This window comes from Paenarthrobacter sp. NPDC057981, assembly GCF_042886835.1.
Taxonomy (GTDB): domain Bacteria; phylum Actinomycetota; class Actinomycetes; order Actinomycetales; family Micrococcaceae; genus Arthrobacter.
Genome location: NZ_JBHVQI010000018.1, coordinates 13306 through 26955, shown reverse-complemented (window position 1 = coordinate 26955; position 13650 = coordinate 13306). Strand labels below are relative to the sequence as shown.

The window sequence follows — 13650 nt, the reverse complement described above, 5'->3', positions numbered from 1 at the left end:
TTGTTCGAACTGGTGCGAGGAAGGGAAGTGCTGAGGCTGTGCTGGCTTAGGCCGTGGCGCGTTGCTGCGGTGCAGCCACCTCGGAGAGGACGCGCGCGAGCACGACCTCCGGTGTGGCGCCCGAGAATTCAGCCTCAGGATCCATGACCAAACGGTGCGTCCACACCACGGGTGCAAGTTCCTTGACATCGTCCGGCAGCACGAAGTTCCGGCCCTGTCCCGCTGCCCACACCTTGGCGGCACGGACCATGGCCAGCGCGCCACGGACCGAAACACCCAGCCGGGTTTCGGAGGCGTTGCGGGTTTCCTCGCAAAGGCGCGAGATGTACTCAAGCACTGCGGTATCCACGTGGGTTGTCGCCGCGAGGTCTGCCATGTCAGCCACAGCCTGGGTGGTGATCAGGGCAGCCAGGTCCTTCGACCGGTCCTTCAGGTTGGAGCCTCCCAGCAGCCGCACGGTGGAAGCGTGGTCCGGGTAGCCGATGGAGGTCTTGATCAGGAAGCGGTCCAGCTGGGCTTCGGGGAGACGGTAGGTACCGGCCTGCTCAATCGGGTTCTGCGTCGCCAGCACCATGAACGGACGGCCGGCGTCGTAGGTGGTCCCGTCCACGGTCACGCGGGACTCCTCCATGACCTCCAGCAGTGCCGACTGGGTCTTCGGCGAAGCACGGTTGATTTCATCGGCCAGAACGATGTTGCTGAAGACCGGACCCTTGTGGAACTCAAACTTCTGCGTCTTTTGGTCGTAAATGGTCACACCGGTGACATCGGAGGGCAGAAGGTCGGGGGTGAACTGGATGCGGTTGTGCGAACCCTGGACCGTAGCGGCCAAGGCCCGGGCCAGTGAGGTCTTACCGGTGCCCGGTGCGTCTTCAAAGAGGACATGGCCCTCGGCCAGCATCGCAGTGAAGGTCAGCCGAATGACGTGTTCCTTGCCCAGGACGGCCTGGCCCACGTTGGCAACGAGCTTCTCGAACGTTTCTGCAAACCACGCGGCCTGCTCGCTTGTCATAGTCATCGGTTGATCCTGTTCCTTGTGTTGGGGTGCGGAGATGAAGTTGTTGTTGGTGCTGGCCGGAAGTGGCTAGCAACCGCCAGGCTTGGTTCCGCGCAGATCCACAGTCGTGGACTTTACGAACCAGTCGGGGTGGCTGCCCTGGGTAACGCGGTACCAAGGTGTGCCGTTGTTGTAGATGTCCTTGGTGCAGTTGACGTTCAACCACCCTTCCGAGTTGGAGACCCAGCCAACGCCACAGCTTGGGCCGCTCGGGTTGTAGGTATCCGCCTGTCCCGGCTTACCGGGACACGTGTTGTTATGGGCCCTGACCTCGCCCGCCGGAGGCTGCGGCGGTGGCGGCTCGGCACCGCTGCGCGAGGTGTCGCTGCCAACGCGTCCTGCCTGCCCCCCGCTGACGGCACGGACCTGCAGAGTGTGCGTTTCGCTGAATCCGACAGTCTTGGAGAAACTCCGCTGGTCAGTGTTCTGCCAAGCGCCGCCGTCGAGGCTGTACTGGTAGCCGGTAACCGGCCGGCCGTTGCCGTTGGGAGCGTTCCAGGTCCAGGACACCGTCTTGTCCCCCACACCGCTGCTCTTGCTGCCGGTAACGTTCGGAGCATAGGCAAGGCCGTAGGGATTCACGGTATTAGACGCCGGGCTCCGGTCACCGGGCGTGGGGTTCCGGGAGGAGACCGCCCACACCACTACTGCCGTGTCGGCGCCGTTGGGAGCTGCCACAACCCCGCCACCTGCAGGGATCGCGCCGCTGCCGGCACCTGAAGTCAGGGCGTAGCGGTAGCTGATCTCGTTGGCGTTGGCACCGTTCCGTTCTGCCGCGGAGAGCGGGTTGAACGCAACACGGATCTTGCCGCCGTCGGCGTTGGTCTCCACCAAAGCCGCTGACGGAGCGCCCACCATTCCTGGCTTGCCCGCAGCACGAACGGCATTGGACTGCTGGCTCACGCCGCTGACTCCGGCCTTGTTGGTGGCCGATACCGTGAACGAGTAGTCGGCTTCCGAGTTGTCCACCGTGACGTTCTGGGAGGTAGCTGAAACAGCCTGGGAACCCACCACCGCGCCACCGCGGTACGTGGTCAACGTGTAGGAGGAGACGGCGTCGCCATTGTTGTTCGGTGCGGTCCAGCTGACCTGCAACTGGCTCTGGTTACCAACGGACCCGGCGCCCGCCACGGACGGGGCGGCCGGTGTCGCCGGAACTCCGGCCGGGGTCTCCGCGGCCGAGTAGGTGCTCCACTCCGACGGTTCCTTGGCGTCGTTGCGGGCCAGGACCCTGACCTTGTAGGCCACACCATTGGTCAGGCCGGTCCACACGTGGCTGTTACCCGTCAGGTTCTGGATCTGGGGATTCTGTCCTGCCGGGGCGGGGGAAATCTCAAGATCGTAGGACTTGATGGGTGAACCCTTGCTCGCCGGTGGGACCCACGCGACCGAGAGCTGCTTGTCGCCGAACTTCAACGTGGGAGCCACGGGGGTGTCGGGCTTGACGTCGGGACGAACCTCAGCCGAAACCGGGGAACGCTCTGATTCGTTGATGGCGTTCGTTGCCGTGACGGCGAAGTGGTACTTCACGTTGTTGGTAAGGCCAGTCAGCGTACAGGTGTTGGCGGGGCAATCCTGTTTGAAGCCGTTTTCGCCGTACACCGTGTACTTGGTGATGGGCGCACCGCGGTCAGCCGGGGCGTTCCAGGTGAGCAACGCCGTTTGGTCGCCCACGCTTTGGGCCAGAGGTGTGCTGGGCGCCGCCGGCTTGTCCTTGACGGTCAACCGGATGCGGGCCGTGGCGTAGCGGGAGAGCTCGCCCGTCTTGTCCTGCACTGTGTACGCGACAACCATGGTGCCGGTGAAACCACCAGCAGGAGTGACAGTGACGCTGTCACCACCCGGCTCGGCCGTGCCTTGGCCTGTCTCCGTGACGGCCGAAACGATCTTCAACGGCGTGTCCGGGAACGGGTTCGCGTCATTGGCCAGGACGTTGACCGTGACGGGCTTGCCGGACTGCGCGTCCGGCTCAGCGTCGTCGTTTGCCACGGGCTTGGGACGGTTCGACGCCGAAAGTGAGAGCTTGTAGGTGGCCACGGCTTCGAGCCCGCGGCGATCCTTGGCCTTCACCTGCACCGTGCCTGACTGTCCGATCTGGACGGAGTCGTCCGCGGAGGCCTTGAGGGTCTTCCCTTCGATGGAGACCCTGAAGCCTCCGGTGGCTCCCCCTGTCAGCTCATAGTTCATGTTCTGGACATCGTCCGCGTCAGGATCCGAGGTCAGTTTCCGCAGATCCAGGCTCGCTGAATCAGCCTTCGGAACGTCAACATCGCTGCCGAGCAGGACAGGCGGGTTGTTCTTGTTGGGATCCGGCAACACCTTGGTCCGGATGCTCAAGGTGGACTTCAATCCGTTGGGATCGTCCGGACCCGTGCCGTCAGTCACTTCGAAACTGATCGAGCCCGGACCGACGTACTCGGCTCCGGCGGTGTACTTCAGACCGGTACCGCCGTTGGCGACAGGATCTGCTCCGTCGGCGCCGATGAGTTTGATGCGGTCGGTCTGTGTCAGCCGGGGTGAGCGGCCGTCGCGGACCTTCACCCATTCGGCGAGGTCGACCGTTACCGACTGGCCCGAAACCAGCTCAATGACCTCGTCCTTGGCAAGGGTGGGGACCTGCTGGCCGATACCGGGAACCCAGATGATGGCGGTGGACTTTTGACCATCCACGTCTTCCACCGTGTAGGGAACCAGCTGCGGCTTTTCCGTGAGCTCGACGATCACGTTGCCGTCCGGCCCGGGACGTGCAGTGGTCACCTCGGTGCTGACCTTGAGGTTCTCCCCCACACCGTCAGGGTCTTCATCGTTCTTGAGCACGGGAACGTCCACGGCGGTTTTCCCGAGAGTCTGCGCAGAGGTCACGCGGTCGTCACGGGCAATCGGTGCCTGGAGCGGGATGTCGTTCTTGACCACCACGCGGATGCTGGCCTGTCCGACTGCGTCACGGTCGTCGGCCACGGAGTACCGCACGTTCACGGTGCCTTCTGCTGCCGGCGCCGTCACCAGCACGCGTCCGCTGGTCTTGCTGACGTGGGCGTCCAGGCCGGCATCGGCTTCGAGGCTGTCCGAGAGGATACGGATGATGTCGCCGTCGGGGTCGGTGTCGTTGGCGATGGCGTCTACGGCGATCTGCCGGCCGGGCCGTACCTTCACTTCGTCATCCACGGGAGCCGGTTTCTGGTTGTTCTCACCGCGGGGAGCGACGCCGACCGTCACTGTTCCGGTGTTGACCGCGCCCTGGCGGTCAATCACCTTGTATCGGAACGTATCCGTACCCGCGCCGTCGCCAGCGGCGACGAAGTCGATGAAGCTGCTCCCCGCCGTCGCCGTTCCCATGGTGGGTGTGCTGTCGATGCCGATGAGCTGGACCGAATCGCCGTCGGGATCGATGCCGTCCAGCGGAACCGGAATCCGGACGCTGCCGCCGGCCACAACGCGTGCCGTCAGGTTCTTCGGTTGCGGCCGCGAGTTCTGGGTACCTTCCAGCGGAAGGATGTGGATGGTCACCGCGGCCGCGCTCTTCTGGCCCTGCGGATCAACGGCGTTGTAGATGGCACGCACTGTCTTGGGCGTGGGACCGGCGATGAAGCGAAGGGTCTTCTCCGAAATGAAGGCCTTCCCGTCTTCCGCGGGGATGCTCTGCGCCAGTACGGGGTCGACGGAGAGCTCTTCACCCTGTGGATGGGTGTCGTTGTCCAGGACCGGAATGGTGACGACGTCGTTGACGCGCACGTTCACTTCGTCCGGTTTGGGCTGGGGAGCCTCCACGACGGCGGGGGCCGGCACCGGCACGACGCCCACCGTGCCGGTCGCTGAGGCGCGGCCGTTGGACATGGTGTAGCTGAAGACGAAGGGATCTTTGGAGCCGAGAACGTCCGTGACCCGCAGGACGCTGTGGTCAATCACGCTGACAGAGGCGGAGGAGCCATCCGGAACAGTGACGGACTGCAGGACCAGCACGCCACCGGAGGGATCGGAGTCGTTGGCCAGCGGATCCACCAGAACACTTCCGCCCACGGGCAGCAGCGCGACGTCATGGACGGCAACGGGCGCCCCTGCATCCTTGCCGGATTCCACATCGACCCGGATGAGTCCCTGGCTGCTTTGCGGGCCGTTGCTGGCGATGTACGTCAAGTAGATCGGCCCAGGCGTGGTGCTCCTGAACGTGAAGGTGCCGCCGTCGGTCACAGGACCGAGTTCCGCCGGTCCGGCGGCCTCGACGTGGGCCACGCGCAATGCGCCGCCGTTGGGATCGACGTCGTTCTTCAACGGCGCGATGACCAGGTCCTGGCCCACCACGGCTGTCACATGGTCGGCGTTGACCACCGGTGCCAGGGCGCCCGGCGGTTGCACGTTGACCACTATGCGCCCGGTCGTGGTGGCGCGGCCGTCCCACACGGTGATGGTGACATTCTTCTTGCCCGGCGCGGCGCCGGAATCCTGGTAGGTCAGCAGGCCGTCGCGGCGCACCTTCACCTGGTCCTGGTCGTTGTCGGTCTTGGCGTCCAACAGGACCAGGTCGTCGCCGTCAGGGTCCATCCAGTCGGTCAGGATATTCTGGCTGACCGACTTCCCTTGTTCCACCACCATGGTTGTGGGCTCGCCGCGCTTGAAGAACGGAGGCTTGTTCTCTTCGGGGGCCACCACGTGGAGGGTGACCTTGCCGCCCGCCGACAGGCTGCGTCCGTCCGCGGCGTTGTAGTCGAAGACTTCCGTTCCCGGTTTCGCGTCGGCTGGCACTTTGATCTGGAAGGCGGAGCCACCGTAAATGTTTTCCAGTGTGCCCAGCTTGGGGCCGTTGGGTCCCACGGACGCGGTAAGGACATCGCCGTCGGGGTCTGAATCGTTGTCCAGGACGCTCAAAATGGAGGTGCGGCCGGGGCGGACACCGAATTCGTCGGGTTTGGTTTCCGGCGGGCGGTTTGGCTTGGTGCGGTCCGGCAGGACGTTGATGGTGTTGTTGTCCGCGGACTCCTGGTCCTGGTCATCGGACTGGTTCTTCGGCGGGACAACATCGTCCCAGTTATTGACCAGTTGCATGTTCTGGTTGACCAGCCACACGCTGCCCGAGTTCACGTCGTTGAGGACCACGAGGTCACGGTTGACACGGAACACGTAGCTCGGCGAAGCACTGGCTTTGGGGACGTCGTTCTTTTTGTCGTCGGCGTCGTTGTCGCAGTCGCGGATGTATTTGTTGGCGCCCGCCCAAGCGGCGTGGACGCACTTGCTGACCTGGACCGGAGCCGCGGGGACGCCCTCACCCTCAGCGTTGACCGTGGCGGCCGTGGAGCCGTCCAACGGCTGCTTCAGCAGTGCCTTGCGGGTGGCGATGGCCACGTAGCTGCTGTCCTCGCTGGTCTGCTGGAGTTTGGCTTCCCGGGCATCCTGCAGCTGCAGCCTGCGGCCACCAGGAAGGAACAGGTTCCCGGAAGCCGCGTCCAGGACCACAGGCTTGTCCCCCACCACGGAAAGCTGGAGATCACCGGCACCTTTGAGCTCATCAACTTTGGTGACCTCGGAATTGGTGCGCTGGCCGTCGGCGTCGACAGTAATAACCGAAATTTCGCCCTTGCCGGGGTCTGCCGTGTAGATGCGGTTGTCCGTGCCCACCGCTGAGACCAATCCCTGGTCCCCGGTCAGCACGGGTTCGGTTCCCTCCTCATCAAAGCCGTTGACAGTCGAGGGAGAAAGCGCCCACACCTTGCCGCGGGCGGGGTCCGTCACGGAGAGGACGGTGGAACCGTAGCTCACTTGTGACGACGACGGGAGCTGCTTGTCGCCGCCGAGCTTCAGGTTGGCGGCCGAGACCTGGTTGATGGTGGAGCCGGACTCGTCATCGACGAAGACGTTGCCTTCGTGCTGCAGGACATCGAACGTGGTGGTGGCAGGTGTCACCGCGCCATCAAGGACACGGGACGGATAGTTCAACCGACCGACGGCGTTCTTGGTTTTGCTCACAACCCACACGCCACCGTCGTTCAAGTCCACTTCCGTGGTCTTGAAACCCGGGTACAACACTGCCCCCGCGATCAGCACAGCGCCCGCCGCAGTCGCAGCGGTGCCCGTGATGATTTTCTTGTTTTGACGCTTTTTCAGCCCCAGCTTGCCGAAGAAAGTTGTCACAGCCCCAGAATTCCCTTTGTTTTCAGCCGCCCCCACGTGGCTTCCAGGCCGGCCGGCAAGTGCCGACGGCCGTACAATCCGCAGTACCCCCGAACGGCGGCGGAATTTTCAGTCCCTAAGACTATCCCACGCGCCCCGCGGCCAGCCAAGGAAAACCGCGAGCGGGCTATCCATTGGCTATGGCAGCGTACAGTGCTGCCGCCGTGGGAGGCGATGGGGACAACTTCCCTGCGCCGCGCAGCTGATGGCCTCAGCATTGCGGAATCTGGTGGGGTCCGGGATCACCCAGGGTGGTGTTGCCCTGCGCGATGAAGCGGCCTGCGTTCGGCCCACTGGTCAGGCGGTACCAGGCAGCGTAGTTCAAGTACGGGGTACTGCGGTTGATGTAGCAGTTGACCGTAAAGGAGCCATTTGACTCGTACTGCCACGGGGCGCCATAGACCACACCGTCACAGCGGTGGCCCGGTGTGTTCGGGTCCCACGACGTCTGTCCCGATGCCGCCGTGTCCGTACAGGTACGGAAACTGCCTGCCGGCAACGTAGCGTCCCACGACGTCTTCTGCGGACCACTCTGGGCACTGGCCGAAGCCACTGGCCCACCCTGGCCCACGGAGTTGAACGTCTGGACTTCAATGGTGCGCGTCTGGTTGTAACCGCCCGTGTTCACCACACGGCTGCCGGAGGCGGATTCATTGACCCACCCGGTGTCCGTCCCACCGCCGGTGATCCTGATCTTGGTGGTCGCAACGTCGTTGCTTGCCGTGGAAGGCGAGGACCAGTTCAGGGTCAGGGTGGTCTGGTTCTGGCCGCCGTTGCTACCGGACGCCGACGGCGTACCCGGCGAGCCATACGGTGTGGTCGTGGCAGGGGCGCTCGCATCAGAGCTTGGAGCCACCGAAGAGACCGCGGTTACCGTGATGGACGTAGCCTGTCCGTTGGCGAACCCGCCCACGGTTTGCCCCGGAGTGATCGGTCCGGACTGCCCGGTGCTGGCGTTGTAGCGGTAGCTGACTTCGCTCTGCGTGGAACCATTTCGCTGGGCTGGAGTGAGCGCAGAGAAATTGATGGTCACTTGCTTGCCGGCCGCTCCGGTGTTGGCCGGCGTTGCGGTGACGTTGCTGACTGTTCCGAGTTTGCCGGTGGCACGTCTCGGTGCAGAGGCAGGGCTGACGCTACCCTTGCCCGCCTTGTTTTCGGCCTGCACTGTGAAGGTGTACGCGGCTTCGGAGTTGTTGGCAGTGAACGTTGCCGACCGCACGCTGCCGGCGACGGTCTGCGTTTGGGTGACCCCGTTACCACCGTTCATGGTGACGTAGTACGCCTTGATGGGATCACCATTGATGTCGGGTTCGGTCCAATCGGCGCGGATCTGGTTCTGGGTTCCCACGGACTGCACCACAGCGGTGGTGGGGGCCGCAGGAGCACCCGGAAGACCTGCAGGGTTGTCCTCAATGGAGTACATGCCCCAGTCGGAGGGACCGAGATCGTTCACCGCCTGGGCCCGTACCTTGTACTTCACGCCATTGGTGAGTCCCGGCCATGTGTAAGTCAGGCCTGTGACCTCGTTCTTCACGGCAATGCCGTTGGCAGGAGGCGGCGAGATTTCCAGGTTGTAGTGCTTCACCGGTGATCCCTCCGTCTTTGCAGGGGTCCAGTTAATGGCCATGTTCTTGTCGGCCGCCTTGACCGTTGGAGCATCCGGCGGCGACGGCTTCTCATCCGGCTTAATCTCGTTGGAGGCAGCCGATGCCGGCGAATCGCCAACCTCGTTCGTGGCGAACACAGTGAACACGTACTTCACATTGTTGGTCAACCCGGACAGCGTGCAGGTGGTGGTGGGGCACACCTGTTCAAAGCCTGCCGCTTTCACCGTGTACTTGGTGATGGCTGCGCCATTGTCCGACGGCGGTGTCCACTTGAGCACTGCGGTCCGGCTCCGTACATCCGTGGCAACCGGTGCCGACGGAGCATCCGGCTTGTCCCGCACTGTGATACGGACACGGCCCGTGGCCTGCCTTGAGGGGTCCTTGGTCTTATCCAGCACGGTGTACCGGACCACCATCACACCCTTGAAACCGTCGGCCGGGGTGACGGTGATCGAGTCACCGGAGACCGTCGGCTGACCGGCGGCAGATCCTGTTTCCACCGCCGCGTTTTCGATGGTCAAGGGCGCATCGTTGAAGGGGTTGAAGTCGTTGGCGAGGACATTGACGGTTTCCGAGCGGCCGGCGTTGGCTTTGTCCACGGAGTCGTCGTTCGCTACCGGGCGCGGCCGGTTGGAGGAGACCACGGTGGCGGTCACGGTTGCCCGTACGGCGTCGGAACGGCCGTCGGTAACCTTGAGCGGGAAAGTACCCACAGCACCGGGATTGAGGGAAAGATCGGGGCTGATCTTGAGGACGGAGCCTTCAACCTTCGCCTGGAAACCAGTAGGTTGTTCCCCGTCGAGCTCAAACTTGAGGTTGCCTTGGTCGCGCTCGTCCACGTCCTTGGCCAGGTTGGCCAGCTCGATATCGGTGGTCTCGCCCTTCGGCGCCTCCACCGAAGCGCCACTGAAGGTGGGCGGGTGGTTGGCGTTGGGGTCCGGGACCACCTTGGTCATGATGGTCAGCGTGGATTTCAGCCCTTGGGAGTCGTCCGGGCCGGAGCCGTCCGTGACCTCAAAGGTGATGGAACCAGGACCGACGTAGTCGGCCTGTGCCGCGTAGCGCAGCGCGTTTCCGTCGCCGGAAATGACGTTGGTGGGATCTCCACCCTGGACACGGATCTTGTCTGCCACGGTGATCCGGGCCTGACGGCCATCCCGGACGCGGACATATTCCTGCAGGGACAACGTGACGTCCTTGCCGGACATGACTTCCACGGGATCCGTCTTGGCCAGGGTCGGGTACTGCAGACCCTGGCCCGGAATCCACATCACTGCCGTCGCGGACTGGCCGTCGATGTCAGTGACGGTGTACGGAATGAGCTGCTCCTGCGGGACGAGAGTCACCACGACGTTGCCCGAGGTACCGACGCGTGCATTCGGGTTCCCGTCCGGCAACGTAATCGTGAGGTCTTCAGCCACCCCGTCGGGATCCGAGTCGTTCTTCAGGACCGGAACATCGACGGCGGTCTTGCCCAACGTCTCAGCCAGCGTGACGTGGTCGTCCACGGCAATCGGCGTGTGGAGGGGCGCCGTCGGGCTTGTCTGGACCCGGACCACAGCGCTGGCTTCGGCCTTCTTGTCGTCCTGGATCCGGTAACTGATACTCTCGACACCAGCTGCACCGGGTGCGGTCAGCAGGACCTTGCCGGAGGCAGCCTCCACCTGAAGGCCAGGGTTGGCTTCGAAGGAATTGACCAGGGCGATGGGGTCGCCGTCGGGATCGGAGTCGTTCTTCAAGGCATCCACCGCGATGCGGCGGCCCGGGCGGACATCGACCGCGTCGTCGACGGCGATCGGCTTTTGGTTGTTCGCCTCTGCCGGAGCGATGCCCACGATCACGGTTCCCGTGTTTTCGGCGCCGATGCGGTCGCGGACCCGGTAGCTGAAGGTATCCGTTCCAGCGGACTTTCCTCCGGCCGTGAACTCGATGTAGCCGTCCCGCACCACTGCGGTGCCCATGGCCGGTGCTTTGTCCACGCCGATGAGCTGCACGGAGTCGCCGTCGGCATCGATGCCATCCAACGGAACCGGGATCTTGACGGTCATGCCCGCCACAACCCGGGCCGTCAGGTTACGGGGCTCGGGCCGGGTGTTGGTGGCGTCGTCACGTGCGCGGATGCGGATGGTCACCTGCTGCGAGTCAGTCTGTCCCGAGGAATTGCTGACCTTGTAGATCGCATACACCGTCTTGGGAACCTCGCCCGCGATGAAGCGCAGGTAGTTGCCCGCAATGAACATCCTCCCGTCGGCGGCGTCCGGCTGCTGGGCCAGGACGGGATCGAGCTTCAGTTCGCCACCGTTGGGATCGGAATCGTTTGCCAGCACGGGGATGGTGACCACGTCGCCCACCCGCACTGACACTTCGTCGGGCTTGGCTTGCGGTGCCTGGAGTTTGCTGGGGGCCGGGACCACTTGCACGGAAATGTCACCCGTGGCCGAGGCCTTGCCATTCGAAATCGTGTACTTCAAGGACAGTTGGCCCGTGGCATGGATATCGGTGATCTTGACGACCGAGTGGTCAAGGACCGCCACCGAGACAGGAAGTCCGTCGGCTGCCGTCACGGATTGGACCACCAGCACGCCGCCGGCGGGGTCGGAGTCATTGCCCAGCACGTCCACCACCGTGCTGCCACCGCTGGGCAGAAGCGCGATGTCCCGGACCGCGACAGGAGCGCCATCGTTGCTGCCGGACACGACGTCGACGCGTACCAACTGCTGCGCACTCGCCGGGCCGTTGGTGACCATGTAGGTGACATAGTGCGGCCCGACACTGGTGGAATTGAACGTGAACGTCTGCTGGTCCGGACCTATCACTGCTGTAGCTTGCTCGTCCGGCTGTGCTTGGGCAAGACGCAGGGTGCCGCCCTGGGGGTCGGAGTCGTTCTTCAGCGGAGCGATCACCGTATCCTGGCCGGCGACCGCCACCACGTGATCGGCATTCGCGATGGGCGGCAGGGCTCCCGGGGCGCGGACATCGACGCTGATCCGGCCTTCGGTGCTCAGCGTGCCGTCGGAGACCGTAACGGAGATGGTTTTCTTGCCCGGGCCCGAGCCGGAGTCCTGGAACGTCAACAGCCCATCGGGCCGGATCCGGACCTGGTCCGCGGGATCGCTGCTGCTGGCTGCCACGGCGAAGAGGTCGTCGCCGTCGGGGTCGATCCAGTCGGTGAGGATGTACTGGTTGGCGATTTTTCCGGTCTGCACCACCAGGGCGTTGTTCCTGTTGGGCTTTTGTTGGGGAGCGGCATTTTCACCCGGCGGAACGATCCTGAGGTCCACGTTCGTCGAAGCTGTGCCGCCGCGGCCGTCATCCACGGAGTACTTGAACGATTCCGTTCCGGACTGTCCCGGAGGAACCGTGATCTGGAAGCCCGTCCCACCGTAGACGGGCGCCAACGCCCCGGATTTCAGCGCTTGGTCGGCAGAAACGGTCAGGACATCGCCGTCGGAGTCGGCGTCGTTGTCCAGCACCGGCAGGAGTGTCGTCTTGCCCGCCCGGACGCCATAGGCGTCCGGTTTCGCGACCGGTGGAGTGTTCGGTTTGCTGCGGTCCGGGAGGACCGTCTGCTGGACTTCATCGGCGGAGTCCTTTTCGGCGTCGTCCGAGGTTTGCTCCGGCGGGATGACGTCGTCCCAGTTGTTGACCAACTGCATGTTTTGGTTGACCATCCAGACGTTGCCCGAGTTGACGTCGTTCAGGACCACGAGATCGCGGTTGACCCGGAAAACGTACGACGGCGACGCACTCGCCTTGGGCACGTCGGCGCGGCGGCTGTCGGCTTGGTTGGTGCATTCGCGGAGGTACTTGTTGGCGCCGGACCACGCCCCGTATGTGCAACTTCCCAAGTGGACAGGCGCTGCGGGAACGCCTTGGCCCTCGGCGGAGATGGTCTTGGCTGTGCTTCCATCAAGTGGCTGGAGCAAGAGTGCTTTGGTGGTGGCAATGGCCACGAAATCGGCATCGGTTCCGCTGTGCTGCAGCTTTGCGTCACGGGCGTCGTCCAGGTGGACTGTCGCTCCGCCGGGCAGGACGATGTTTCCCGTGGCCTCGTTGAGGACCACCGCTTTGTCCCCCACTGCCGTCAACTGCAGCTCACCAGGAGCTTTCAAGGCGTCATCCTTGCGGACCTGCGAGTCCACCGACTGGCCGTTGGCATCGACCTTGGTGTCCGTCAGGCTCCCGGTTTCGGGGTCCACGGTGTGGATGGTGTCATCTACGCCAACCACCGAGACGATGCCGGTGGACTGCTCCAGCACGGGTTCGGATTCGTCACTGAACCCGCCCACTGATCCTGCCGTGAGTGCCCAGACTTTGCCTTTGGAAGTGTCAGTGACTGCCAGAACCCGGTTGCCGAAGCTGACCTCGGCCGATCCGGGAAGCTTTTGGTCGCCACCCAGGCGCATGTTGGCTGCGCTGACCGGGTTGATGGTGGCGCCGTCGGCATCGTCGATGAAAACGTCGCTGGCCTGCTGCAGGATGTCAAAGTCCTTGCTGGCCGGGGTGACAGCGCCGTCAAGGGACTTGGACGGATAGTTGAGCCGGCCGGCCGCACCCTTGGACTTGCTGACCACCCAGACGCCGCCGTCATTGAGGTCCACCTCGGTGGTCTTGAACCCTGGGTAGAGGATCGCGCCGGTCACCAGGACTGCGGCGGCGGCAGTGAAAGCGGTAGCCGTGATGACCTTCCGCCGACGAATCTTGACACGGCGATTCCCGGACCCATCGGTCAGAGCCATCCACATTCCCCACTAATAGGCAGCCAGCACCGAACTCCGGCCATCACGACACAAACAAGCTAAGAGTACCGGGTTAATCCATCGA

Annotated in this window: 3 protein-coding genes; all 3 read right to left on the bottom strand. The window is 64.0% G+C overall.

Going from position 1 to position 13650, the window contains the following annotated elements; genetic code table 11:
* Window positions 1-46: 46 nt before the first annotated feature.
* Window positions 47-1018 carry an AAA family ATPase gene (locus tag ACFVSI_RS15745; protein ID WP_387825508.1) on the bottom strand — a complete coding sequence of 324 codons (972 nt, stop codon included), beginning with the start codon at window positions 1016-1018 and terminating at the stop codon, window positions 47-49.
* Window positions 1019-1084: 66 nt separating this feature from the next.
* Window positions 1085-7180: an Ig-like domain-containing protein gene (locus ACFVSI_RS15740; RefSeq protein WP_387825505.1), complete on the bottom strand. Its 6096-nt coding sequence runs from the start codon at window positions 7178-7180 to the stop codon at window positions 1085-1087.
* A 250-nt stretch (window positions 7181-7430) separates the two neighbouring features.
* Entirely contained in the window at window positions 7431-13565 is a 6135-nt protein-coding gene (locus tag ACFVSI_RS15735) for an Ig-like domain-containing protein (RefSeq protein WP_387825502.1), read from the bottom strand.
* Window positions 13566-13650 lie beyond the last annotated feature (85 nt).